At 65.8% G+C, this 24,401-nt stretch carries 22 protein-coding genes; 14 read left to right on the forward strand and 8 right to left on the reverse strand.

The features are described from left to right. Positions 1-14: 14 nt before the first annotated feature. Positions 15-956 (reverse strand): sugar phosphate isomerase/epimerase family protein, encoded by a 942-nt coding sequence (locus C6W88_RS05860; RefSeq protein ID WP_108131845.1) that lies wholly within the window; start codon positions 954-956, stop codon positions 15-17. A 206-nt stretch (positions 957-1,162) separates the two neighbouring features. Here C6W88_RS05860 and C6W88_RS05865 point away from each other — a divergent pair, with 206 nt between their 5' ends. After that, positions 1,163-2,191, forward strand: a complete 1,029-nt coding sequence (locus C6W88_RS05865; RefSeq protein WP_045993149.1) for a LacI family DNA-binding transcriptional regulator — start codon at positions 1,163-1,165, stop codon at positions 2,189-2,191. Between the two features lie 24 nt (positions 2,192-2,215). Here C6W88_RS05865 and iolG read toward each other — a convergent pair whose 3' ends face one another. Further along, positions 2,216-3,202, reverse strand: coding sequence for an inositol 2-dehydrogenase (gene iolG, locus C6W88_RS05870; RefSeq protein ID WP_108131846.1), 987 nt, complete (start codon positions 3,200-3,202; stop codon positions 2,216-2,218). A gap of 309 nt (positions 3,203-3,511) precedes the next feature. Between iolG and C6W88_RS05875 the strand changes: the two genes are divergently transcribed. The 8 genes from C6W88_RS05875 (at position 3,512) to C6W88_RS05910 (ending at position 11,954) form a co-directional block, all read left to right on the forward strand. Next, positions 3,512-4,627 (forward strand): ABC transporter permease, encoded by a 1,116-nt coding sequence (locus tag C6W88_RS05875; protein WP_045993147.1) that lies wholly within the window; start codon positions 3,512-3,514, stop codon positions 4,625-4,627. Next, on the forward strand, positions 4,627-5,451 hold the full coding sequence (locus tag C6W88_RS05880; protein ID WP_108131847.1) for an ATP-binding cassette domain-containing protein: 825 nt from the start codon (positions 4,627-4,629) through the stop codon (positions 5,449-5,451). Before C6W88_RS05875 ends, C6W88_RS05880 begins: the two co-directional genes overlap by 1 nt. 15 nt (positions 5,452-5,466) lie before the next feature. Beyond that, entirely contained in the window at positions 5,467-6,297 is an 831-nt protein-coding gene (locus tag C6W88_RS05885) for an SDR family oxidoreductase (RefSeq protein WP_045993145.1), read from the forward strand. 12 nt (positions 6,298-6,309) lie between these two features. Beyond that, on the forward strand, positions 6,310-7,461 hold the full coding sequence (locus C6W88_RS05890) for a phytanoyl-CoA dioxygenase family protein (RefSeq protein ID WP_108131848.1): 1,152 nt from the start codon (positions 6,310-6,312) through the stop codon (positions 7,459-7,461). A gap of 68 nt (positions 7,462-7,529) precedes the next feature. Beyond that, on the forward strand, positions 7,530-8,534 hold the full coding sequence (locus tag C6W88_RS05895; RefSeq protein ID WP_052704377.1) for a sugar ABC transporter substrate-binding protein: 1,005 nt from the start codon (positions 7,530-7,532) through the stop codon (positions 8,532-8,534). A gap of 130 nt (positions 8,535-8,664) precedes the next feature. After that, positions 8,665-9,633, forward strand: coding sequence for a sugar phosphate isomerase/epimerase family protein (locus C6W88_RS05900; protein WP_108131849.1), 969 nt, complete (start codon positions 8,665-8,667; stop codon positions 9,631-9,633). An 84-nt stretch (positions 9,634-9,717) separates the two neighbouring features. Next, positions 9,718-10,929, forward strand: coding sequence for a Gfo/Idh/MocA family protein (locus C6W88_RS05905; protein ID WP_108131850.1), 1,212 nt, complete (start codon positions 9,718-9,720; stop codon positions 10,927-10,929). A gap of 17 nt (positions 10,930-10,946) precedes the next feature. After that, positions 10,947-11,954, forward strand: a complete 1,008-nt coding sequence (locus tag C6W88_RS05910) for a Gfo/Idh/MocA family protein (RefSeq protein ID WP_108131851.1) — start codon at positions 10,947-10,949, stop codon at positions 11,952-11,954. Between the two features lie 113 nt (positions 11,955-12,067). Here C6W88_RS05910 and C6W88_RS05915 read toward each other — a convergent pair whose 3' ends face one another. The 6 genes from C6W88_RS05915 to C6W88_RS05940 form a co-directional block, all read right to left on the reverse strand. Beyond that, complete coding sequence (locus C6W88_RS05915; protein ID WP_108131852.1) at positions 12,068-12,856, reverse strand: hypothetical protein; 789 nt, start codon at positions 12,854-12,856, stop codon at positions 12,068-12,070. 21 nt (positions 12,857-12,877) lie between these two features. Further along, entirely contained in the window at positions 12,878-13,618 is a 741-nt protein-coding gene (locus tag C6W88_RS05920; protein WP_045993139.1) for an SDR family NAD(P)-dependent oxidoreductase, read from the reverse strand. 100 nt (positions 13,619-13,718) lie between these two features. Then, positions 13,719-14,507, reverse strand: coding sequence for an SDR family NAD(P)-dependent oxidoreductase (locus C6W88_RS05925; RefSeq protein WP_045993138.1), 789 nt, complete (start codon positions 14,505-14,507; stop codon positions 13,719-13,721). Continuing rightward, complete coding sequence (locus tag C6W88_RS05930) at positions 14,504-15,862, reverse strand: MFS transporter (protein WP_108131853.1); 1,359 nt, start codon at positions 15,860-15,862, stop codon at positions 14,504-14,506. The genes C6W88_RS05925 and C6W88_RS05930 overlap by 4 nt, the downstream gene beginning before the upstream one ends. A 62-nt stretch (positions 15,863-15,924) precedes the next feature. Further along, positions 15,925-16,806: a polysaccharide deacetylase family protein gene (locus C6W88_RS05935; RefSeq protein ID WP_045993136.1), complete on the reverse strand. Its 882-nt coding sequence runs from the start codon at positions 16,804-16,806 to the stop codon at positions 15,925-15,927. Positions 16,807-17,375: 569 nt separating this feature from the next. Continuing rightward, a complete protein-coding gene (locus C6W88_RS05940; RefSeq protein WP_197037078.1) occupies positions 17,376-18,413 on the reverse strand; it encodes a GntR family transcriptional regulator in 1,038 nt (345 codons plus the stop codon). Between the two features lie 360 nt (positions 18,414-18,773). Between C6W88_RS05940 and C6W88_RS05945 the strand changes: the two genes are divergently transcribed. From C6W88_RS05945 to C6W88_RS05965, 5 genes are read left to right on the forward strand one after another with little or no spacing between them, the layout of a single operon-like run. Next, complete coding sequence (locus C6W88_RS05945) at positions 18,774-20,294, forward strand: NCS1 family transporter (RefSeq protein ID WP_231498543.1); 1,521 nt, start codon at positions 18,774-18,776, stop codon at positions 20,292-20,294. 55 nt (positions 20,295-20,349) lie between these two features. After that, positions 20,350-21,729, forward strand: a complete 1,380-nt coding sequence (locus tag C6W88_RS05950) for an amidase family protein (protein WP_108131855.1) — start codon at positions 20,350-20,352, stop codon at positions 21,727-21,729. 41 nt (positions 21,730-21,770) lie between these two features. Further along, a complete protein-coding gene (locus tag C6W88_RS05955; RefSeq protein WP_045993133.1) occupies positions 21,771-22,073 on the forward strand; it encodes a hypothetical protein in 303 nt (100 codons plus the stop codon). A 29-nt stretch (positions 22,074-22,102) separates the two neighbouring features. After that, positions 22,103-23,143 (forward strand): CobW family GTP-binding protein, encoded by a 1,041-nt coding sequence (locus C6W88_RS05960; protein WP_045993132.1) that lies wholly within the window; start codon positions 22,103-22,105, stop codon positions 23,141-23,143. Then, positions 23,136-24,350 (forward strand): ABC transporter substrate-binding protein, encoded by a 1,215-nt coding sequence (locus C6W88_RS05965; RefSeq protein WP_108131856.1) that lies wholly within the window; start codon positions 23,136-23,138, stop codon positions 24,348-24,350. Before C6W88_RS05960 ends, C6W88_RS05965 begins: the two co-directional genes overlap by 8 nt. Positions 24,351-24,401 lie beyond the last annotated feature (51 nt).

Raw genomic sequence — 24,401 nt, forward strand, 5'->3', positions numbered from 1 at the left:
GCATATTCATATCGCTAACGACTGATGGTCTGCTTCAGCGCATCGATCGACGACTGGATACCGGCCTCGGTGGACATGGTGAAGTCCTCCATCTCGAGGCTGACCCAGTCGTTGTAGCCCTGCATCCGCACCACCGAGAAGAACTCCTTCCACCACTGAAGGTCATGTCCCGCCCCCACCGCCACATAGTTCCAGGCGCGATTGGCGACGTCGGTGACCTCGGCGAGCTCGAGCAGACCGTTGACATCGGCCAGCCCCCGCTCGATGCGGGTATCCTTGCCGTGGCAGTGGTGGATGGCATCGCCCAGTGCCCTGGCCGCGGCGATCGGGCAGGCCCCCATCCAGAACAGGTGCGAAGGGTCCAGGTTCATGCCGACCTTGGGCCCGACCTCGTCACGCAGGCGAAACAGGGTCTGGGGGTTCCACACCAGCATCGCCGAAAAATTTTCCAGCGCGAATCGCTCGACACCGACCTCATCGGCCAGCCTCACCAGGCCGTGCCAGTAAGGAAAGGCGCAGTCTTCCCACTGGTACCGATCGCGCTCGGGCATCTCATCGGGCCAGCTCTTGGTGTAGACGAGCCAATTGGGCACGCTGTCCCCCGGCGCCGCCGCCGGCAGGCCCGACATGGTGACGATGCGCTTGACCCCGATCTCACCGGCGAGCCGGATGGTCTTTTCGATCTCACCTCGGTGGCGCTCGCCGAGTTCCCCCGGGTCGAGCGGATTGCCGGAACAGTTCAAGGTGGCGATCTTCAGTCCCCGGGCGTCGATCTCCTTCAGGCGTGAGGCCAGCAGGCTTCTATCGGCGAGCAGTTCGTCGGCACGAAAATGCGGCGCCGGCGACCAGCCACCACCGGTCATCTCGATACCTTCCACCCCGAGCGCCACGCACTTGTCGAGCATCTCGGTAAAGCTGAGGTCCGCCATCACATCGGTACAGATGGAGAGCTTCATGGCGTTGTCCTTGTCATATGGCTGTGTGGTTTCGCCGTTGCTCGGGTGGACGCATCGGCGGCGGCGCGGGCACAAAGGGCTCTTCCGACGGCGACCTATGCCAACACCTCAAGAGGGTCAACACCGTCATCCGACCCGATGCAACCGGTTGCAAACAGGCCAGCACGAGCCTAGTATGGAATGAAAAATTCCGTCAAGGATCATCGATGAATATTCGTTCCGATCGCGACCAAGGTCGCAAGGTGACCTCCGCCCAGGTGGCCGAACGGGCCGGTGTCTCCAAGTGGACGGTGTCGCGGGCCTTCACTCCCGGCGCCTCGATCTCAGAGAATGCCCGACAGCGCGTGATGGAGGCCGCCGAAGCCCTGGGCTATCGCCCCAACCTGCTGGCACGAAGCCTGACCACAAGACGCACTCAACTGATCGGCGTCGTCGTCGATCAATTCGCCAATCCGCATACCCAGGCGATGCTGAATGCCGCCACCCTGGCGCTGCAACAGCGGGGCCAGCTGTCGATACTCTTGAATATTTCGCCACCGGTGCGCTCCGGTGAGCTGCTCGATATCGCCGAGCGCTTCCAGGTCGACGGGCTGTTGTTTCTCGGCACGGTGCTGAGCGAGGACATCGTGCGCTTTGCCACCGAGCGCCAGCACGTGCCACTGGTGCAGCTGTTTCGCACCACCGAGGTGGACGGGGTGCAGATCGTGGCAATTCAGGAGCATGCGGCTGGCGCCGAAATCGCCCGGCTGCTGCTCGGCGAAGGTCATCGACGGCTGGGCTATCTGGCCGGCCCCGACAGCGGCAGATCACGACTGCCCCGTCTCGACGGCTATCGCCAGACGCTTGAGGATCACGGCCTGACCCTGGCAGCCACGCTGGCTGCCACGGATTATCGCCACGCCCTGGGGTATCAGGCGATGCACGACTACCTGCAAAGGACACCGGCGGCACAGCGCCTGGATGCGCTGTTCTGCGAAAACGACATCCTTGCCATCGGCGCCCTCGATGCCCTGCACCAGGCCGGCCTCGACGGACAGCTGGCGATCGTCGGCTTCGACGATATCGAGCTGGCCGCCTCACCGCGCTACCGTCTGACCAGCTACCAGCCGAACCTCGATGCGGTGGTGGACAGCGCCATCACACACCTGCTCGATCGACGTATCCCTGGTGACCCAACGCTGCTCCCAGGCCGGCTGGTGGTGCGTGACTCTCATCGCTTTGCTGGAAAAGATTGAGTCACAAGCCCAGAGCCCCGGGGCTCACACCTCCTCGACGTAGACCGTGCGCCCCTCGCGACGTGAGATATCCGCCGCCTCGGCCAACCGCAACGCTTCGACACCGTCCGTGATGCCGGCGCGGGGCGCGCGGCCTTCCCGCCAGCTCTGGTAGAAGTCGTCGAGCTCTCGGCGATAGGCCTCGGCGTAGCGCTCGAGAAAGAACCAGCGCGGCGCTTCCTCCAGTTGGCCCTGCTTGCCGACGAACTTGAGTCGGGTGTCGCACTCGTTCTGGGCCTGCAACATGCCTTCACTGCCGAAGGCCTCGATACGCTGGTCGTAGCCGTATACCGCGCGCCGAGAATTGCTGATGGTGCACAAGCGCCCTGAGGCCGTCTTCATCACCACCACCGCGCTGTCCACGTCGCCGGCCTCGCCGATGGCCGGGTCCACCAGACAACTGCCGCTGGCGTAGACGCTGACGATGGGCTCGTCGAGCAGCCAGCGGGCCATATCAAAGTCGTGGATCATCATGTCGCGGAACAGCCCACCTGACCCTTTGACGTACTCAAGGGGTGGCGGCTCGGGGTCACGGCTGGTGATCGCCAGCGTCTCCAGCTTGCCGATGCGGCCCTGCCCCAATTGATCCTTGAGCGCCGAGAACTGCGGGTCATGGCGACGATTGAAGGCCAAGGCGCAGAGGCTTTGCGCCACACGCTCGGCGGTCGCCCGTGAAGCCGCCAGGTCCAGGGCGATGGGCTTCTCGCACAGCATTGCCTTGCCCGCCGATGCGGCGCGCTCCAGGTAGTCGATATGGGTCGCGGTGCTGGAAGCGATCAGCACGGCGTCGATCTCAGGGTCCTCGAACACGTCATCGATGTCCCGAGCCCGGGAGCCGAAGTCCCGCGCCAGGGTCTCGGCGGCCTCGGGGTAGGCATCCACTACCGCCGCCAACGTGACCTCGGGATGGGCGGCGATGGACAGTGCGTGCACCCTGCCGATCCTTCCTGCTCCGATCAATGCCAGTTTCATCGTCTGCTCCTTGTATCCATGTGCATTGCCGCGAAGGGGTATGCCTTGGTGGCTTTCAGGCGAACGCCATTACCACGATCAATCGTCGATCGACAGCGAGACCCCAAGCCTGTTGCCCAGCCTACGCAAAAAGGAACAAACATTCCGCATAGACCAAAGTATAGAATTTTTGAATTGTTAATTTCTCCCTTGGAATCTACATTTCATAACACGACGAATCGAAACATCCGTCCGCGAGTTCGAAACACGTCCATCAACACTGCGGACGTCTCCGCCCCTACAACAAGACGACCCTCACAAGGAGTCACCATGAGCACCACCGCCTCTCCCACCAGCCAAGATAAGGACGAGCGTCTTGCCCACGTCAGTCCGCTGAAGAAAGCCCTGCACCGACCGGAGTTCGGCTCCGTCGCCGGCGCCCTGCTGGTCATCGTGTTCTTCGCCCTGGTGGCCTCGGGCACCGGCATGTTCTCCGGCGCCGGGGTGATCAACTTCCTCGAAGTCTCTGCCCAGCTCGGCATCCTGGCCGTGGCGGCGGCGCTGTTGATGATCGGTGGCGAGTTCGACCTGTCGATCGGTTCGATGATCGGCTTCGCCGGCATGTTGATCGCCATCCCCGCGGTGCAGTACGGCTGGCCCATCTGGGCGGCGCTGTCCTTCGCCTTCGGCTGCGCCCTGGCGATCGGCGCCCTGAACGGCTGGCTGGTGGTCAAGACCGGACTGCCATCCTTTATCGTCACCCTGGGCTTTCTGTTCATCCTGCGCGGGGTGGCTATCGGCATTCCCCGCCTGATGGCGGATCGCACCCAGATCGGCGGGGTCCATGACGTCATCGGCAACGACTGGTTCGCGGCGCTGTTCAGCGGAGAGGTCGGCGAGGGCTTCTTCCTCTGGCTGTCCGAGATCGGCGTAATCGGTACCAACTTCGCCGGCAATCCCACCGTCAGCGGCATCCCGGTCTCCATCGTGTGGTGGCTCGGCCTGACCGCGCTGGCCACCTGGGTGTTGCTGTTCACCCGCTTCGGCAACTGGATCTTCGCCTGCGGCGGCGACAAGGAAGCGGCACGCAACGTCGGTGTCCCGGTCAATCTGGTCAAGATCGTGCTGTTCATGTTCACCGCCTTCGCCGCCTGCGTGTTCGCCGCCCTGCAGGTGATGGACACCGGCTCGGCCGACTCCATCCGCGGCATCCTCAAGGAGCTCGAGGCGATCATCGCGGTGGTCATCGGCGGCGCCCTGCTCACCGGTGGCTATGGCTCCGCCATCGGCGCCAGCTTCGGTGCGCTGATCTTCGGCATGGTGCAGATGGGTATCTTCTATACCGGCGTCAACACCGACTGGTTCCAGGTATTCCTCGGCGCGATGCTGCTGATCGCGGTGCTGTTCAACAACTACGTGCGTCGCAAGGCGCTGGAGGCCAAGTAATGAACGCTCCCGTCCCGATGATCGAAATGCGCGACGTAGCCAAGCACTTCGGCAGCGTGATCGCCCTGAGCGGCATCTCCATGAAGGTTCACTCCGGCGAGGTCATGTGCCTGCTCGGTGACAACGGCGCCGGCAAGTCGACCCTGATCAAGACCCTCTCGGGGGTCCACGTACCGACCCACGGCGAGTTCCTGGTCGACGGCAAGGAGGCCCACTTCAGCTCGCCCTCGGATGCCCTCGACGCCGGCATCGCCACGGTCTTCCAGGATCTGGCGATGATCCCGCTGATGTCGATCACCCGAAACTTCTTCATGGGCCGCGAGCCCACCAGGGGCTGGGGACCGACCCGTCGGGTCGACTGGACGTTCGCCGATCGCGTCGCCAAGGAAGAGATGGCCAAGATCGGTATCGATGTGCGCGATCCGGCTCAGCCGGTCGGCACCCTTTCCGGCGGCGAGCGCCAGTGCGTAGCCATCGCCCGGGCGGTGTACTTCGGCGCCAAGGTGCTGATCCTCGACGAGCCCACCTCAGCGCTCGGGGTCAAGCAGGCCTCGGTGGTGCTGCGCTACATCGCCAAGGCCCGCGCCGATGGCCTGGCGGTCATCTTCATCACCCACAACGTGCACCACGCCTATCCGGTGGGTGACGCCTTCACCATCCTCAAGCGCGGCTCCAGCTTCGGCACCTTCCGCAAGGACGAGGTCAGCCGCGAGGAAGTGCTCAACATGATGGCCGGTGGCGCCGAGCTCGAGAGCCTGGACGCCGAGCTTGCCGAATTTCAGCGCGCCGACGGCAACGCGAGCGGCAACGGCCAGGCGGCCTGAACAGGGAGAGTCTCCATGCAAGATCGTTCATTCAAAGGTCAGGTGGCCATCGTCACCGGTTCCACCCAGGGACTGGGCGAGGCGGTGGCTCGCCACCTGCTGGGTCGTGGCCTGTCCGGCCTGGTCATCTGCGGGCGCCAGCGGGACAAGGGCGAAGCCCTGGCTCGCGAGCTCGAGGGTCTGGGTGAGGACGCCAAGGTGCTGTTCGTGCCCACCGACATGACCCGGGTCGACGACTGCCGCCGGCTGGTGGCCCAGGCCGACGAGGCCTTCGGGCGCATCGACATGCTGATCAACTGCGCCGGCAACACCGAGCGCGGCACCCTGCTCGACACCGACGAGGCCGCCTACGACAGACTGTTCGCGGTCAACACCAAGGCGCCCTTCTTCCTGATGCAGGAAGCTGCGCGGCGAATGATCCGCGATGGTATCGAAGGCCGCGTGGTCAATATCCTCAGCATGTCCGGCCACGGCGGCCAGCCCTTCATCTGCGCCTACAGCGGCAGCAAGGGGGCGCTGGCCACCCTGACCCGCAACGCCGCCTACTCGCTGCTGCGCAATCGCATCCGCGTCAACGGCCTCAACATCGGCTGGATGAACACCCCGGGCGAACACCGCATCCAGACGGATACCCACGGTGCCGAGGATAACTGGCTGGAAGCCGCCGCCCGTGCGCAGCCCATGGGGCGCCTGCTGGAACCTGAGGAGGTCGCCAGCGCGGTGGCCTTCCTGGCCAGCGACGCCTCGGGAATGATGACCGGGACCATCGTCGACATGGACCAGAGCGTGCTGGGCTGTCACGACAGCGCGCCGCAGCCGCCCGCCGCCATGCGCTGGCCTGACTGAGGAGGACAGACGATGGAGCATTTCATCGATCAAACCCAGCTTGATGTGGCCGCCTTCGAGGCCCTGGTCCAATCGACGACCAATGCCGAAGAACTGCCCCAGGCCGAGCGCATCGTCTCCGGCATCCCGCTCTACCGCGCAAGCCATGCCCTTGACTGTCTCGCCGACCCGCAGCGGCGGCGCACGCTGCTTGACGAGTGGCATCACTGCCTGCTGGACGGTCCCGGGGTGCTGGCGATCACCGAAATGATGGAGCGGACCACGGTGGACCGCGCCAGCGAGAGCTTTCTTGCGCTGATCGAAGCTGAACGGGGACACGGCCAGCAGGGCGACCATTTTGCTGCGCCGGGTGCCAATGATCGCCTGTGGAATGCCTTCCAGAAACATGGCGAGGCCGACCCGGACGGTTTCGTCGACTACTACGCCAACCCGGTGCTGGCGCTGGTGGCCGAGGCCTGGCTTGGCCCGGGCTACCAGATCACCTCCCAGGTCAATGTGGTCAAACCGGGCGGGCGCGCTCAGTTGCCTCATCGCGACTATCACCTGGGTTTTCTGAGCGAGGCACAGGCGCTGGGCTACCCGCTGTCATTGCAGGTCGCCTCACAACACCTGACGCTGCAGGGCGCCGTGGCCCACGACGACATGCCGCTGGAAAGCGGGCCAACCCAGTTGTTGCCTCACTCCCAGCGCTACCCCGAAGGCTATCTGGCCTACCGCGACCCGGCCTTCCAGCAGGTGTTCGCCCGCCATCGCGTTCAGCTTCCGCTGACCAGGGGCGACGGCCTGTTCTTCAACCCGGCGCTGTTTCACGCCGCTGGCGACAACGACAGCCAGGACCTGCGGCGCATGGCCAACCTGCTGCAGATCTCCTCGGCCTTTGGCCGTGCCATGGAGAGCGTCGACAACACACGCCTGGTGCGCGCCGGCTTTCCCGCGCTAAAGGCCCGCTTTCAGCGCGATGGCTGGACAGCGGCGATCCGTGCAGGTGTTACCGCCCTGGCCGAGGCCTACCCGTTCCCGGCCAATCTGGATCGCACCCCGCCCCAGGGCGGGATGGCCCCCCAGAGCCAATGCGAGTTGCTGACACTGGCCCTGGACGAAGACTGGGACGCCGACCGCCTGGACCGGGCACTCGACCGGATGGCGCAGGACCGACGCGCCTGAATCGCTGCATCAACGTGACACCCCTGAGCACGATCACCCGCAACACCAACAACAATCGGAGTACAGCCATGAGCAAGAGCACCGACAAGACCAGCGCAACACACACCGGGGTCAAGCGCCCCATCCCGTTCTCCAGGGCCATCACCGGCGCCCTGGTCGCTGGCGCCATGGCGCTGTCGGCGAGCCAGGCGGCCGTTGCCCAGGACGCCGACCCGCTGAAGTTCGTGGCGATCACCCATATCGTCGCGGCGGACCCCTTCGGCAACGTCCTCAAGCGCGGTTTCGAGGATGCCGCCGAGGAGATGGGAGTGGAGCTTCTCTACAACTCTCCGGCCCAGTACGACACCTCCCAGATGCTGAGGATGATCGAGCAGGCGATTGCCACCCAACCCGATGGCCTGGCGCTGACCATGCCCGATGCCAGCGCCTTCGCCGAGCCGGTGCGCGAGGCCATCGCCGCCGGTATCCCGGTGGTGGTGCTCAACACCGGCGAAGAGATCGCCGGTGAGATCGGCGCACTCAACTATGTCGGTCAGAGCGAGTACCGCGCGGGCAAGATGGCCGGTGAGCGCATGAAGGAAGCCGGCGTCGAGAGCCCCATCTGTATCAACTTCGCCCCCGGCCAGTCGCAGCTTGACGCCCGCTGCAAGGGCTTTACCGACGCCTTCGACGGCAGTGCCGAACAGATCTCCACCACCCAGGATCCCACCGCCATCACCAATGCCGTGCTCGCCCACCTCAACTCGAGCCCGGACACCGACGGCGTGCTGAGCCTGGGATCGCTGGCCACCGACCCGCTGATCAACGAATTCCGTAGCCAGGGCGCCATGGGCCAGATCGCCTTCGCCACCTTCGACCTGTCCGCCGAGACACTGGAAGCGGTTCGCGATGGCGAGATGCTGTTCGCCATGGATCAGCAGCAGTACCTTCAGGGCTACCTGCCGATCATCTCGCTGGCGCTGTACAACCGCTACGGCCTCAAGCCCACCAACAATATCCAGACCGGGCCAAACTTCATCACCCAGGAAAACGCCGAACAGGTCATCGAGCTGACTCAGCAGGGCTATCGCTAAGCGGCCACCTCATCCAATGGCCATCCGCCACCATGGCAAGGCCGGCGACTCACCGAGCAGGCCTTGTCAGTACTGATCATCGACACCTCACCCGCCCTTCATGGGCGGGTTCGCTTGACAGGAGCATCACATGAAAATCGGCCTCGTCACCGACAGCCTGGCCAATATGTCACTGGACGACCTGCTCGCCTTCTGCGCCGAACAGGGCATCGAGTGCGTGGAATTTTCCATCGGCAACTGGTCGGACTCGCCCCACCTCGATGCCGCTGCACTGCTCGACAGCGAAGCCGCGCGCAAGGACCTCAAGGCCAGGCTCGCCCACCATGGCGTCACGATTTCCGCCTTCAACGCCAACGGCAACTCGCTGCACCCCACCGATGGCGAGCGCCAGCACAGGGTGGTCGAGCAGGCCATCGCGCTGTCCCGTCACTTCGAGGTGCCCCGGGTCAATCTGATGTCGGGTCTGCCTGGCGGTGGCCCGGATGACCGTTTCCCCAACTGGGTGACCGCCGCCTGGCCACCGGAAACCGCCCAGATGCTCGACTACCAGTGGAACGAGGTCGCGCTGCCCTACTGGCGCAAGCTGGCCGACCACGCCCGCGGCGAAGGCATTCGTGAACTATGCCTGGAGATGCATGGCAACCAGCTGGTCTACAACCTGCCGGGCTTCCTGCGCCTGCATGGCGAGATCGGCGACATCGTCGGCCTCAACTTCGATCCCAGCCACCTTCTGTGGATGGGCGCCGATCCCATCGAGGTGGTCCAGCGCTACGCCCGCCACATCTACCATGTCCACGCCAAGGACACCGCGCTCAACCCGGCGGCGGTGGGCCTGACCTCCCGTCTGGATAACCAGCCCATGGGCGATTTCCGTGATCGCGGCTGGTCCTACGTGACCCTCGGCTACGGCCAGAAACTCGAGTGGTGGAAGGACTTCTGCTACTGGCTACAGGCCGGGGGCTACCAGGACGGCGTGCTGAGCATCGAGCACGAGGATATCAACCTGTCGCGCCGGGAGGGTGTGGTGCGCTCGGTGGAACTGCTGCGCGCCTGCATGCCCAGCGAAAAGCCCGACTACGAGCTGCCCAACGCCAACTAGGCCACGCCGGTGATCGCCCGGCTCGACCAGCCTCACCATCCCCGGCCGACGTGACCGACGTGGCCCACCAGCGGAGACAAGCGAATGCCCAAGGCGCTCAACATTGGCCTGATCGGTAGCGGCTTCATGGGTCAGGCCCACGCCGATGCCTACCGCCGTGCCCGCACGCTCTACCATGATCTGCCGCTGCGTCCTCGCCTGGTCGCCATCGCCGACCAGGGCGATCAGGCCGCCAGGGCCGCCGCCGAACGGCTGGACGTCGAGCGCGCCTACGGCGACTGGCGGGAGCTGGTCGCCGACCCGCAGGTGGAAGTGGTGGACATCACCTCGCCCAACGCCCTGCACTTCGACATGGCGATGGCCGCCATCGACCATGGCAAGCACGTCTACTGCGAAAAGCCCCTGGCCATGAACGATGACCAGGCGGCGAAGATGGCCGAGGCGGCCCGCGCCCGCGGGGTCAAGACCATGGTCGCCTTCAACAACATCAAGACGCCGGCGGCCCTGCTCGCCAGGCGACTGATCGACGAGGGTGCCATCGGCACACCGATACGCTTTCGCGGCACCTTCGACCAGGGCTTCTTCAACGATCCCGAGCTGCCCTGGTCCTGGCGCTGTTCGCGCCAGCAGGCCGGCACCGGGTCACTGGGCGACCTGGGCGCCCACACCATCAGCGTCGCCCAGTTCCTGATGGGCGATATCGAGGAGGTCTGCGCCCAGAGCCAGATCCTGTTTGCGACCCGGCCCGTGGTGGATGGAGCCGGCAAGGGTGCCGGCTACGCCAGCAAGGCGACCGCAGGCGCCGAGCGTCGCGAGGTCGAGAACGACGACCAGACCCAGGCGCTGGTGCGTTTCGCCAGTGGTGCCGGCGGCGTGATCGAAAGCTCTCGGGTGGCCGCCGGCAAGGTCTTCGGCATCGGCTGGGAGGTCAGCGGCAGCGAGGGCACCCTGGTGATGGACGGCGAGCGCTTCAACGAGCTCAAGCTCTTCCGCTACGCCGACCGGCGTGAGGATCGCGGCTTCAAGACCCTGCTGGCGGGCTCCCAGGTGCCGCAGTTCCGCGCCTTCTTTCCGTTCGACTACGGCGGTGGCGGCATCGGCTACTTCGACGTCAAGGTGATCGAGGTCCACGACCTGGTCCAGGGCATCGCCTCATCTGCCGGCTGCTTCCCCGACTTCGCCTTCGGCCGCCACAACCAGAATATCCTCACCGCCATCGACGTCTCCTGCCAGGAGCGTCGCTGGGTATCGGTGCCCGCCCCCCAGCAGCGCTCATCCGCACAACTCACACCCTGACCGCAAGGAACCCGACCATGATCGACGCACCGGTACGCTGGGGCATCCTCTCCACCGCCAATATTGCGCGCATCAAGCTGATACCGGCGATGCGGGCGAGCGCCCACGCCGAGGTTCTGGCGGTGGGCTCACGCAACCAGGAATCTGCCCAGGCGTTCGCCGACGAGATGGATATTCCGCGCGCCTACGCAAGCTACGAAGCGGTGATCGACGACCCGGAGGTGGAGGCGGTCTACATCCCGCTGCCCAACCATCTGCATATCGAGCTGGCCCAGAAGGCGCTGGACAAGGGCAAGCACGTTCTGTGCGAAAAGCCCCTGGCGCTTACCGCCGAACAGGCGGCGAGCCTCAGGGTGCCGCCGGGACTGTTGTTCTGCGAGGCCTTCATGGTGCGCCACCAGCCGCGCTGGCTGGCGGTCAAGGAGCGCATCAAGGCCGGCGACTATGGCGACATCCGCATGGTTCAGGCCATGCTCACCTTCGGTCTCGACGACCCCGGCAACTACCGCATGCGCCCGGAGTTCGGCGGTGGCGCGCTCTATGATGTCGGCTGCTACGCGGCCATGGCGACTCGCTTCGCCTTTGGCTGCGAACCCCGGCGGGTGATGGCCCACGCCAGCCGCGACCCGGAACATGGCGTGGACGTCGTCGCCAGCGTGCTGCTCGACTACGGCGAGGGGCGCCACGCCAGCCTGATGGTCTCCACCGCCACCAGTGCCGCCCAGCACCTGCACATCGTCGGCAGCCAAGGTGCCATCGATCTGCCAGAGCCCTTTATCGCTCCGGTCGAGCGCCCGACCCGGGTGGTTCACGACAACGTCTTCGACCTCTATCAGAGCGACCCCAGGACGGAAACCTTCCCGCCCATGGACCAGTACGAACAGGAGGTCAGTCGTTTCTGCCGCGCCCTGCGCGGTGAGGAGGTCGGGCTCTATGGGCTGGAGGATTCCATCGCCAATCTCAGGGTGATCGACGCCATCTTCGCCTCGGTCGACAGCGGCGGCTGGGCCGCAGTAGCGCAGTAGCGATATTCGTGAGGCATTTCCCCGCTACGGCGGGGCTTTTTTTGGTTCATCGCACCTTGCCTGGAGCAAGGCCCGACAAGAGCCCGGGCGGGGCGCGCGCCCCCCTTCCGGTCTCACGAGTGACGCGGGCTGTGCAGACGCCTCTGCCACGCCCACAGGGCGCTACTGGTGCCCAGCGAGGCAGCCAGGGCGAGGCCAAAGGACAGCACGGGGGAAAGATGGGCGGCGGTTGCCGCAAGGACGGCGCTGAAGGCCACCAGGCTGAGCATGCCAAGCTGGGTGTCGGCCAGGGTGGCCCGGGCGACCTCGGCGCCGTAGCGCTGGTGCAGGGTCAGGGCGATGGTCAGCATGCCGATGGGAAAGCTCAGGGCGACGCCGGACAGCGCCGGGGCGATATCCGCCAGCACCACGGTCGCCAGACATACGATGCCCCCGGCCAGGGTGCCGCGTATCAGCAGGTCGGCCCAGACTAGCGGCGCCGACACCGCCGTCCGCGACAAGCCCAGCGCGCGCATCAGCCGCATCGCCAGGGGCAGGCAAGCGATGAACAGTACCAGCGCGAGACCCGTGCCGCCTGGCAAGACGGCAGCCAGCGCCGCCACCGGCAGCCATAGCACGGCGGCCAGGGCGACAGCCGCCAGCGCGCCCTGTCGCCCCGCCAGCAGCACATACGCCAGACAGAACGCCAGGGTCGCGAACATCGCGTGCAGCGAGCCCAGCGCCGCCTCGGCAACGAAGGCACCGGGCTGCTCGCCCAGCATGAAGAAGTAGCCGGGGCCCAGCACGATCGGGGTGCCGGCCAGCACCCCGCCCAGGCGTGGCCCCAGGCGCACCACCGCCACCGACACGCCGATCACTACCAGGGCGGTGGACAGCCACTTGACCAGCAGAAGGGTGAGCATTCACGGACTCCTGTCTGGCCGCTACATCACGTCGCCGCTATTGGGACCAAGGGTCTGGCCCAGGTACAGGTCGCCATCCGGAGACGCCGCCAGCATCAGCGCCGAAGGCGCCACTTCCTCGGCCCTGCCGAAGCGTCCGAGCGGCAATTCCGCCTCCTTGTCGGCGATCCATTCCGGGCTCAGTCCCTCGAGCATCGGGGTCAGGATGGGGCCAGGCGCGATGGCATTGGTCAGCACGTTGAACGGGGCCAGCTCCCGCGCCATGGACTTGGTCAGCCCCAGCACACCGGCCTTGGCGGCGCAGTAGTGGGACAGCCCCATGCCGCCCTTGAGCGCCAGCTGCGAGGCAACATTGATGATCCGCCCGGCCTTGCGCTCGACCATATGCGGGGCCACCGCGCGGCTGACCAGAAAGACCCCGCGCAGGTTGATGCCGATCATGCGGTCGAAGGTCTCGCTGGTCATCTCGAGAAACGGCGTCTCGTCGAGGATGCCGGCGCTGTTGACCAGCACGTCGATCACCTGGTGGGTGCTGATCACCTCATCGACCATGGCCTTCACCGAGGCTTCGTCGGAAACATCGACCCGATGGGTGCTGACCCGGGCGCGCAGCGCGCGGGCCACCTGATCACAGGCATCGGCGTTGAGGTCGGCCACCGCAACGGTGGCACCTTCGGCGTGGAACAGGTTGGCGATGGCACGGCCGATACCGCTGGCGCCGCCCACCACCAGGGCAACCTTGCCCTGAAGTTTCTGTGACATGGGATTCTCTCCACTCGCTGGGGGCACGAGGCGAGGGCCGCCGCCCTCGCCTCGCGTCGCTGGCTTGGATGCGCCTTGGCCGGCGCCTTGACGGCTGGCCTCAGCTCGGCCAGCGCACGGTCAAGCCGCCGTCCACGATCAGTTGCTGGCCGGTCACGTAGGAGGCGTCGTCACTGGTCAGAAAACGTATCGTGCGAGCGACCTCGTCGGCGTGGCCGACCCGGCCGGCAGGGATCACCTTGCCTGCGGCGGCAAGGCCATCCGGGCCCAGGGAGTTGACCGGGTCCAGTGACTGCGGGGTCTCGATCAGCCCGGGGATCAAGGTATTGACGCGGATGCCCCGAGGGGCAAGCTCCACCGCCAGCGACCTGACCAGGCCCATCAGCCCGCTCTTGGCGGTGGCGTAGTGGGCGTGCTCGTCCCAGCCATAGACGCCGCCGGCGATGGACGACACCGCGACCATGGCGCCAGGCCCCGTCATCACCCGCGCCGCGCTGCGAAATATCCGCATCACGCCGGTCAGGTCCACCGACAGCATGTCGTTCCAGGCGTCGTCGGTCAGATCCTCGAGCGCGGCCTGACGCAGGATGCCGGCACCGGCCACCGCGATATCGAGCCTGCCGAAGCGGTCAATGGCGGCCTGGGCCAGGGCGTCGCACTGGGCGCCATCGCGCACGTCCAGCGCCACCGCCACACACTCGCCGCCGGCATCGGCCACCGCCGAGACGGTCGCCTCGACGTCATGGGGGTCACCGGGGTAGTAGCCGGCAACCACCTTGGCGCCTGCCCTGGCGTAGCTGACCGCCAGCGCCTGGCCGATGCCACTGGCGGCACCGGAGATGATGGCGACCTTGCCGGCCAGACCATCGTCGCGTGTCAGAGCACTCATGCCACCGCCTCCTCGAGGGTGTCGTGTTCACGATGGTCCACATGACGGGTGCCGAACATCAAAAGTCCACTGAGCACCAGCGGCAGCGAGCCCGCCAGGATCACCGACCAGGTCATGCTGACACCCGCGGTCAGCAGCACCGACACCAGACCGGAGCCGATGATAGCCCCCACCGGTGCCATGACGTGGGCCACGTTGGCCCCGGTGCCGCGTACATGGGGCGGGAAGGATTCACCCATGTAGAACAGGATGGCGGCGAACGGACCGAGCAGGAAGAACAGGGTGACGGCGTACATCAGGTAGACGAAACCGTCGCTGGCCGGGCCCAGCAGCATCAGGATGCTGGCGACGCCACCGAGCAGAAAGCCCATCAGCACGGTGTTGCGCCGACCGATGCGGTCGCCCAGCCAGCCGTGGCTGAGGTAACCGACAAAGCCCACCGCGTTGGCCAGGATCAGCACGTACAGCGAGCTCTCGAAGCTGACGCCCTTGGCCTCCACCAGCACCGTGGTGCCCAGCACCGCGAACACCTGGATCGCCATCCAGCTGAACAGCCAGACCAGCGACAGCGAGATGGTGTGACGACGCAGTTCCGGCGTGAACACGCCCTTGAGCCCCAGGTTGCTGCCGGTGTTGACCTCGACATCGTGCTCGGCGGCAAGCTGGGCCGCACCCTCGGCGTCACCCGCCTTGCGCCGCCGCTCGACCTCCTTGATCGCGGCGAAGACCGGCGACTCGGGCAGCCGGACCGCCATCACGATAACGATGATCGAGGCGCAGGCGGCGACGAAGAAGCTGCCGCGCCAGCCGACGATCGGCAGCAGCAGCGAGGTCATGCCGGCGGCCAGCAGGGCACCGACCGGCCAGCCACTCTGCACCAGGCTGTACATGAAGCCGCGGCCCTTGGCCTTCTTGTAGATCTCATTGAGATAGACGGCGTTGACCACCTCTTCGGAGACCGCAAAGCCGGAGAAGGCGCGAATGATCACCATGGAAGCGGCGCCGATGGCGATACCGGACAGGCCGGAACTGACGGCGCCGCCGATCACCAGCAGGATCAGGGTCTTCTTGCGACCGAAGCGATCGAGCATGGTGCCGACCACCAGCGACACCAGGAACACCCCGATGGTGGCCCAGGTGTTGACTGCGGTGGCCTTGGCGGTGGTCCAGCCGAAGTCCTCGGCGATGACCGGCAACAGGGTGCCGAACAGGGTGTAGTCGTAGACCGACGCCACCCAGGCGATAAAGCAGACCAGCGAGGCGTAGCCGATCTGTTTCTTGGTGATGACAGCGTTCCAGGGCTCGTCCGCGTCGGGACGGGCCCCGGAGGGCGTGGTTTGGGTTGGCTCGGTCATTGACGTCACCCTCTTTCGTTATTGTGGTGTGGTTGTCAGGGGAGGCGCGATGGAGGTCGCGCTCAGCCGCGTGGATGGCGGCTGGCGAAATCGTCGGCGATCTCGTCGAAGGTGCAGAAACGCACGCCTTCGTGGCTCTGCATGTGCTCGATCAGTCGCTCGAGCATCATCAGCACCTGGGGACGGCCGGAGACGTCGGGGTGGATGGTCATGGTGAACACCGCGTAGTCGTTCTCGCGGTAGACCCAGTCGAACTGGTCCTGCCACATCTCGCCCAGCTGGCGCGGGCTGACGAAGCCATGACTGTTGGGGGACTTCTTGATGAACATCATCGGCGGCAGGTCGTCGAGGTACCAGTTGGCCGGGATCTCGATCAGGTCGGTCTCTTCGCCGCGTACCAGCGGCTTCATCCACTCCTTGGCCGGCTTGGAGTAGTCGATCTTGGTCCAGGAGTCACCGACGCGCACATAGTAGGGGTGGAAGTCGTTGTGCATCAGGCTGTGGTCGTACTTGATGCCACGCTCGAGCAGCAGCTCGTTGGTCACCGGGCTGAATTCCCACCAGGGCGCCACATAGCCGGTCGGCCGCTTGCCCGACAGCTGGGTCACCAGCTCGATGTTGTAGTCGAGCACGTCGCGTTCCTGCTCGCGGGTCATGGCGATGGGGTTCTCGTGGCTGTAGCCGTGGACCCCGACCTCGTGACCGGCGTCGACCACCGCCTTCATCTGCTCGGGAAAGGTCTCGATGCTGTGGCCAGGAATGAACCAGGTAGTCTTCAGGTTGTAGCGCTCGAACAGCTTGAGCAGGCGCGGTGCACCGACCTCACCGGCGAACAGGCCGCGGGAGATATCGTCGGGGGAGTCCTCGCCACCGTAGGAACCGAGCCAGCCGGCCACGGCGTCCACGTCGACACCAAATGCACAGAGAATCTCTTTCTTCGCCATCTTGAACACCTCGTCTTGTTGCTTGGTCTTGTTGGGGCTTGCGGTGGCGCCGCTGGCCCTGGTGTCGGTCGTGCGCTTGCTGGACTACCGACGTGCCATCGGTCCTGCGGCGTCAGCGGTTGTGTCGACCGCCATCAATTGAAGACTGGATACAAAGGTCATTTTTGTCAAGACGGAGATTTCAGGCGTAGAGCAGCGCGTCGCGACGCTCGCCAATGACCAAAACCTGCGGCCAAAGCCCGGTTACAGGCAGGACTGGCGATACAAGGCCGACCATTCAGGCTTTCAGCAACAGCCAAAAGTGCAAACCTTCTTCGACCAATAGGTGAGAACAGACGAGCCCCAAAAATGCCGATCGAATAAAACGTCATTTTTTATGGACGCGGTATCCAACTGACATTTTTTATTTCCAGACCAGGGGGGGGGGACAGGACAGCACGCCGGCCTGGGGCAGGCCGACCGCTAGACTTGAGGAAAGGCCGCAAAAGGCAAGAGACCGGAAAGAAAGAAACATGCAGAGGACGGAGCGCAAGGCGGCACCGACGCTCGCCTTGCGCCCTGCGCTTGCGTCAGACGATACGCTGGAGGTAGGGGGGAAGGTCGGGTTCGGGGAACACCGACAGCACCTTGAGCCGACGGCGGGTGCGCTCGGCAGCCGCCTGAAGGTGGGACTGCAGACTCGAGGCGGCGGCGTCGAAGGCGCCAAACAGCAGGTGATCGATCACCAGCTTGTGCTCCATCAACAGGGGCTCGTCCCGAGGAACCCCCAGCGTCTGGAAGAACATGCGATTGACGATGACCGGCAACTGGCTCTGGGCAATCATCTCGCCGGCCTTGCGATTGCGGTAGTGACGCAGGCAACCCTGGTGCAGGTCACGTTCCAGTCGAGCGATGGTCGCGGCAGACTGCTGCTCGGGGTGGTCGATCAGTCGCTGCACCCGGTCGCGCATCAGCTCGAGCTCCTCACGTTCGATCAGCGGGCCAGAGGCCTTGAGCGCCGCCGGCTCCAGCAGCACTCGAATCTCGTAGTCCTCGGCCACCGCCTGGGCGGTCAGCGGCCCCGCCAGCCAATGGGAGTGGCGATCCTTTTCGATCAGCCGTTGGCTGCGCAGCCGCCCCAGCACCTCTCGCGCCACGGTGCGGCTGACGCCGTAGTAGTCGCTGAGGCTGGTCTCGACGATGCGGAAGTGACCAAACGCCAGACAGGTGGCCACCGCCTCCTCGACCTCGGCGTGGATGCGCTCGGCCGCCGGACGGGTATCCACCACCGGTGACTCATCGATGCCGAGACCAAGACGCTCAGGGGTCAGCGCCTCCCGCGCCGGCTCCACCGCTCCGGGATCGGGTGTCGCCAGAAAGCCGCGCCCTTCAAAGCGGCTGATCAGGCCCTGCTGGTGCAAAAGCTCCAGCGCCTTGCGTACCGGCCCACGACTGGTGCCGAACAGCCGTGCGATAGGCCCTTCCAGCAACACCTGATTGGGCGGCACCCGCCCCGACTCGATGGCTTCTCGCAGTGAATCCTGGATCAGCGCGTAGCGGGGGGCGCGACTGCCCTCCTGCCTCGACCTAGCTGGCGTACTCAGCACCCGTTCCTCCCTGACGTCCAATCACCTGACCTCTCGCTTACACGCCACCGATATCCGGCAGCCACGATCCAAGGCCCGGCAGCCGGGCAACAAGCGCCCATCTTGACACCTCTTCAGGACCCTTTCGAGCCACTCGGAAATGACGTTTGTTGCCAACTTCACAAGATCCATGCCCGTCTGCACGAACACAAAAAAGCCTTTTTACCGGAAAACAGCCTATTACAGATTGTCCTCGGCCCCTATGCGGCTTAAGGCGCAGGACGGCCCTTGCCAAAAAATGATTTTTGTATCCATACTGCATTTATGCGAAACGGAGATATCTCTTCGTCCGACGTCGCTATCGCCTCCAACAACAACCAACGACATTCAAGGAGCGCTCCCGTGGCCACACCACAAGACGCCCCCACCCCCGCCACTTCGGCGGCAGCCCGCGACAGCGGCGACCACCTGCTGGAAGCGGCGATCCTGCCGGTCTGGCTGAATCAACGCACCATCGGCTTTTTTGGCTTCATCTGGCTATGGATCGGCATGGCGGTGATCATCGCCACCTTCCAACTGGGTGCCGGCGGGGTCGCGGGCCTTCCGCTGATTCAGGTCGTCGCCATCATCTTCCTGGCTAACCTGGTGCTCGGCGTGGTGATGAGCCTGACCGCCGACATCGGCACCGAACACGGGCTCTCGTTCGCGGTCTACCTGCGCGCGCCCTTCGGGCTCAAGGGCACCCACCTGCCGGCGGTGTCTCGCGGGGTAGTGGCGGCCATCTGGTTCGGCGTACAGACCTATCTGGGTGCGCTGGCCCTGAACGGCATCGTCGAGTACCTGTGGGGCCTGGACAACTGGATCCTGTGGTATGTGCTGTTTGCCGTGGTCCAGATCGTCAACACCGCCCTGGGCATCCGCGCGGTGGAGTTGCTGGCGTCGATCGCCGCCCCCTGCATCGTGGCCATCTCGGTGTGGATGTACTTCACCCTCGACGTGCTCGCCGAGACCCAGGGCATCAATATCTGGACCTTCGTCGGCGACCAGAATGTGGCCGCCCTCGGCCTGTTCTTCGCCAACATGGCGTTCTGGTCGGCGCTGGCGGTGGATATCCCCAACCTGACCCGCTTCCTCAAGACAAAAGGTGGCGAGCGCAGTTTCTTTCAGCGCAACAAGAACGTCTTCGTCGCCCAGTTTCTGGCACTGCCGGCCACCCAGGCCTGGATCGCGCTGATCGGCGGCGTGTCCTTCATCGCCGCCGGTGACTGGAATCCGGTCACCGTCATTCAGGGACAGGGCGGCGGCCTCACCCTGATCGCACTGCTGGCGATGGTGATCCTGGCCCAGTGGTCGACCAACAACGCAGCCAACCTGATCCCGGCGGCGCTGACCTTCGTCAACGCCGGCGCGCCAAGGGTCAGCTACCCGGTCGCCCTGGTCATCGCCGGCATCATCGGCACCGCCTCGATGCCCTGGCTGATCCTCAACAACCTGTTCACCTTCCTCAGCTACTACGGCGCCGTGCTGTCGGCGGTGGGCGGCATCATGGTGGCCGACTACTACCTGCTGCGTCGGCGTCGCCTCAACGTTCCGGCGCTGTACGATCCCAACGGCCAGTTCCGCTTCAGCGGCGGCTTCAACCCCGCCGGCCTCATCGCCTGGATCATCGGCGGTGGCCTGGCGCTGATCTTCCTCGAGTACGCCTACGCGGTAGGCTTCGGCTCGGCCCTGGTGGTCTATATCGTACTGATGAAAGCCTGGGTGCTGCGGCGCTATCCTCAGGAGGAGATCACCTCCGGCTACGACGACCGATTCCTCGCCACCTCGGTGGGCCGCAACTGGGTCTACACCGAAAAGGGACGCTTCGAACGCCTGGAAACCGGTGACATCCCCGACTCCGCGCTCAAGCGCGAGGATCGCTGAGTCGTCGTCTGGCGCCGCCCGCGGCGGCGCCCACCACCCGCTACAGGAGACGTGCATGCCTGCACAACCCTTCACCGCCCTGGCCATCGGCGAGGCCATCCGACGCGGCGAACTCGATCCGGTCGCGTTGACCCGCCAATGCCTGACCCGGGCCGCCGACAGTGACGGCGTCTTTATCTCGCTGACCGAACAACGCGCCCTGGTCGAGGCCGAGGCCTGTGCCCAGCGTCAGCGCTCGGGCACCCTGCGCGGGCCGCTGGACGGCGTGCCGCTGGCCTGGAAGGATCTGTTCGACATCGCCGGTACCGCCACCACCGCCGGCGGCAAGGTGCTGGGCAAGACGCCGGCCGAGCGCGACGCCGAGGCGGTACGCCACACAGCCGGCGCAGGCATGGTCTGCATCGGCAAGACCAACCTCACCGAGATCGCCTACTCGGGGCTTGGCCTCAACCCCCACTACGGTACGCCGCACCATACCCCTCCCCCCACCTCGAGCGAGCACGAAAGCAGAAACGAGAACGAGCCCAGGGCCCCCGGCGGGTCCAGCTCCGGCTCCGCGGTGGCGGTCGCCCAAGGCATCGTGCCGGCCGCCATCGGCACCGACACCGCCGGCTCGCTGCGCGTCCCCGCGGCCTTCAATGGGCTGGTGTCCTATCGCCCCTCCCAGGCCCGCCACTCGCGCCAGGGAGTGACACCGCTGGCCGACAGCCTGGACACCATCGGCGTCATCGCCAGCACCCTCGAGGACTGCCTGACCATCGACGACACGATGCGCGGCAGCGCGCCGCCGGTTCGTGCCGCCGCCGTGCCCGAACAGTCGGTGATCGTGCTCGATGCAGGCTGCCTCGACGACCCGAGGGTATCCCGTGCCGTGGGCGACAATCTGGAGGCCTGCGCCAGCCGTCTCGAGGATGCCGGCTTCCACATCGTCCGTCGCCGTGTGGCGAGCGTCGCCGACACCCTGGAGGCCATCACCCGCCACGGCTGGCTGGGCGCGGCGGAGGCCTACACCGAGTACCGCGCTCTGCTGGAAGGCCCCGATGCCGAGGCCATGGACCCCAGGGTACGCAAGCGCCTGGAGGCCGCCCGCCAGATGCCCCCGGACAGCGTGGTCAGCCTGTATCGCCTGCGTCAGGCGCTCAAGACGCGGCTGCGCGAGGAGCTCGCGGGCGCGACCCTGCTGACGCCCACGGTGGCGCATGTGGCGCCCTTGCTCGCGCCGCTGGAAGCCGACCCCGAGCACTTTGCCGAGGTCAATCTGGCGACGCTGCGCCTGAGCATGGTGGCGAGCCTGCTCGACTCGCCGGCGGTGGCGCTGCCCAGCGGGCGCGACGACGACCGCCAGCACACCAGCCTGCAGCTGAGCGGCCCCTGCGGCGAGGACGAAGCGCTGCTGCGGGTGGCCCTTGGCGCCAGCTCGGCGCTGACGGCATAAATCACATTCATTCGGCGCCGACGGCGCCATCGGAGGTTGGCATGTGCGGACTGTGCGGCGCACTCGGCGGCGAAAGCCACTGGAGCACCAACATCGAGGACCCCGAGCAGGCCCACTTCGCGCGCAGGCGCGCCCGCGCCTACCGGGTCACCCTGATCAATCGCGTGCTGAGCCCCCGCCGGATCACCATCGAGGACTTCCAGGCAGCGAGCTTCGTGCTCGCCACCGCCACCGGCAAGCGCGAGATCGTGCAGGATCTGGGCGGCGTATGGCTGCAGGCAGAACGCATGGGCGGTCATGAACTCGACCCGCTCGATCCCGCCTTCCTGGCCTCGCTGCAATGACCCCAGACCACCACGACGAGGACACCACCATGAACGAGACGACACCGCTGGTGCCGGTGCACGTGATCTCGGGCTTTCTGGGCGCCGGCAAGACCACCCTGCTCAAGTCGGTGCTGGCCAGCGAAGCCTTCGGCGACAGTGCGGTACTGATCAATGAGTTCGGCGACGTCGGTCTCGACGACCGCCTGCTCGGCGAGATCGCCGAGGATGCCGTGCTGCTGTCCAGCGGCTGCGTCTGCTGCACCATCCGCGGCGAACTGTCAGAGGCGCTCAGACGCCTGCTGTCCCGACGCCAGGACGGCGAGATCCCGGCGTTCAAGCGCATCGTGCTGGAGACCACCGGACTCGCCGATCCGGGCCCGATCGCCTCGACCATCACCGCCGACCCGGTACTGCGCCACCACCTGCGCCCCGGCACCAACCTGACCCTGGTCGACGCGCTCAACGCCGTCGACAGTCGCGCCCAGCACCCCGTCTGGGAGGCCCAGGTGGCGGTGGCCGACAAGCTGGTGATCAGCAAGGCCGACCTGGTCGAGGAAGACACCCTGGCAGGGCTCGAGGCCATGCTGGATACGATCAACCCGGCGGCCCAGCGGCTGGGCGCCGAGGCGCTACGCCAGCCCAGTGATGAGCTGTTCGCCAGCGGACCGCACCTGCAGCGTTTCACCCCCGGCCAGGTGAAGTCCTGGCTCGGCCCCTGGCGCAAGCCACCTCAGCATGATCCGGAGCATCTCGGCGATATTCGCTCCTTCCGCCTCGGCCTCGAGGGCGAGGTCGACTGGACCTGCCTCGGCATCTGGCTGTCGATGCTGCTCAACCGCCATGGCAGCGATATCCTCAGGGTCAAGGGCGTGCTCCACGTCCAGGGCGACGATCGACCGGTGGTACTCCACGGTGTCCAGCACACCATCCACCCGCCGGAGCACGTGGAGGCCTGGCCTTCGGACGACCGCCGCTCGGAGCTGATCTTCATCACTCGGGACATCGACGCCGAGCGCGTGACACAATCGCTTGCGACCTTCATGGACAAGGTCAGCGACCATCCCAGCCCAAGGATCCTGCATGCCTGACACCGCCAAGCCCAGCGCCCCCTTTGTCCAGCGCAGTCCGGTCACCCTGCGGGTACTGGGCACCTCGGTGACACTGCTGGAGAGCATTCGCCAGCGCGCTCGCGAGGACCTGGGCCTGCGCCTGGAATTCACCGTCATGGACGGGGTGGCGGCACAGCGGGCGGGAGTGCTGGCACCGGACAGCTTCGACATCTACGACCAGTGGTTTCACAACGTCGATTTCGTGTGGCCAGCCGGGGCCATCCAGCCCATCGAGCTTTCCCGCATCCACCACTGGGGTGCGATCAACGACCTGCCGAAGACCGGCCGACTGACGCCCCACGCGCCGCTCGGTGCCGGCGGTAATCCGGTCGACCGGCTCTATATCCAGGCCGACGGCAGCTGCGGCGCACGTCCCAGCGAGCGCATCACCATGCTGCCGGTCAGCCACAACGTGGACAGCTTCGGCTACCGCCTGGACATGCTGCCCCACGGCCTCGACAGCGAGCAGGAAAGCTGGGGCTGGCTTTTGGACCCGCGCTGGCGCGGCATGGTCAGCCTGCAGAACGACAGCGCCATCGGCGCCATCGACGCGGCCCTGGCCGCCAAGGCCGCGGGCCTGGTGCAGTTCGAGGACCTGGGCAACCTGAGCGTCGCCGAGATCGACTGTCTGATCGATTGCCTGATCGAGCTCAAGCGGGCTCAGCACTTCCGCACCTTCTGGAGCAACCAGGACCAGGCCTCTTCGGACATGCTGCGCGGTCGCGTCGGCATCGAGAGCCTGTGGTCACCGGCGATGACCGACCTCAAGCAGCGCCAGCTCAAGGTGCGCATGGCGGCACCCAGGGAAGGCTATCGCGCCTGGTACGGCGGCATGTCGCTGTCACGCAGCATCGAAGGCCGCAGCCTGGACGCCGCCTATGAGTATCTCAACTGGTGGATCTCGGGCTGGCCCGGCGCCGTCATGGCACGACAGGGCTACTACATCTCGACCCCTGAATTGACCCGCCCTCACCTGTCTGCGGCGGAATGGGACTACTGGTACGCCGGCAAGCCCGCGGCGGAGGAACTCGCCGGACCGTCAGGCCCCTGCGGCATGATCCACAAGGGTGAGGTACGCGACGGCGGCGACTACATGACGCGCATGAGCCGCATCGCGGTGTGGAACACGGTGATGGACGAGCACAACTACCTGGTGCGGCGCTGGAACGACTTCATGTCGGCGTGAGCCCGCTACAGCCCGTCGCTCGGCTCTGTCCGAAAAGTCGACGAGCGCAGG

The sequence above is a fragment of the Halomonas litopenaei genome, assembly GCF_003045775.1.
In the GTDB taxonomy this organism is placed as follows: domain Bacteria; phylum Pseudomonadota; class Gammaproteobacteria; order Pseudomonadales; family Halomonadaceae; genus Halomonas; species Halomonas litopenaei.

Bases quoted from the DNA above. Each gene is read 5' to 3' on its own strand.
- C6W88_RS05860 (WP_108131845.1), bottom strand. From the start codon at position 956: ATGAAGCTCTCCATCTGTACCGATGTGATGGCGGACCTCAGCTTTACC.
- C6W88_RS05865 (WP_045993149.1), top strand. From the start codon at position 1,163: ATGAATATTCGTTCCGATCGCGACCAAGGTCGCAAGGTGACCTCCGCC.
- iolG (WP_108131846.1), bottom strand. From the start codon at position 3,202: ATGAAACTGGCATTGATCGGAGCAGGAAGGATCGGCAGGGTGCACGCA.
- C6W88_RS05875 (WP_045993147.1), top strand. From the start codon at position 3,512: ATGAGCACCACCGCCTCTCCCACCAGCCAAGATAAGGACGAGCGTCTT.
- C6W88_RS05880 (WP_108131847.1), top strand. From the start codon at position 4,627: ATGAACGCTCCCGTCCCGATGATCGAAATGCGCGACGTAGCCAAGCAC.
- C6W88_RS05885 (WP_045993145.1), top strand. From the start codon at position 5,467: ATGCAAGATCGTTCATTCAAAGGTCAGGTGGCCATCGTCACCGGTTCC.
- C6W88_RS05890 (WP_108131848.1), top strand. From the start codon at position 6,310: ATGGAGCATTTCATCGATCAAACCCAGCTTGATGTGGCCGCCTTCGAG.
- C6W88_RS05895 (WP_052704377.1), top strand. From the start codon at position 7,530: ATGAGCAAGAGCACCGACAAGACCAGCGCAACACACACCGGGGTCAAG.
- C6W88_RS05900 (WP_108131849.1), top strand. From the start codon at position 8,665: ATGAAAATCGGCCTCGTCACCGACAGCCTGGCCAATATGTCACTGGAC.
- C6W88_RS05905 (WP_108131850.1), top strand. From the start codon at position 9,718: ATGCCCAAGGCGCTCAACATTGGCCTGATCGGTAGCGGCTTCATGGGT.
- C6W88_RS05910 (WP_108131851.1), top strand. From the start codon at position 10,947: ATGATCGACGCACCGGTACGCTGGGGCATCCTCTCCACCGCCAATATT.
- C6W88_RS05915 (WP_108131852.1), bottom strand. From the start codon at position 12,856: ATGCTCACCCTTCTGCTGGTCAAGTGGCTGTCCACCGCCCTGGTAGTG.
- C6W88_RS05920 (WP_045993139.1), bottom strand. From the start codon at position 13,618: ATGTCACAGAAACTTCAGGGCAAGGTTGCCCTGGTGGTGGGCGGCGCC.
- C6W88_RS05925 (WP_045993138.1), bottom strand. From the start codon at position 14,507: ATGAGTGCTCTGACACGCGACGATGGTCTGGCCGGCAAGGTCGCCATC.
- C6W88_RS05930 (WP_108131853.1), bottom strand. From the start codon at position 15,862: ATGACCGAGCCAACCCAAACCACGCCCTCCGGGGCCCGTCCCGACGCG.
- C6W88_RS05935 (WP_045993136.1), bottom strand. From the start codon at position 16,806: ATGGCGAAGAAAGAGATTCTCTGTGCATTTGGTGTCGACGTGGACGCC.
- C6W88_RS05950 (WP_108131855.1), top strand. From the start codon at position 20,350: ATGCCTGCACAACCCTTCACCGCCCTGGCCATCGGCGAGGCCATCCGA.
- C6W88_RS05955 (WP_045993133.1), top strand. From the start codon at position 21,771: ATGTGCGGACTGTGCGGCGCACTCGGCGGCGAAAGCCACTGGAGCACC.
- C6W88_RS05960 (WP_045993132.1), top strand. From the start codon at position 22,103: ATGAACGAGACGACACCGCTGGTGCCGGTGCACGTGATCTCGGGCTTT.
- C6W88_RS05965 (WP_108131856.1), top strand. From the start codon at position 23,136: ATGCCTGACACCGCCAAGCCCAGCGCCCCCTTTGTCCAGCGCAGTCCG.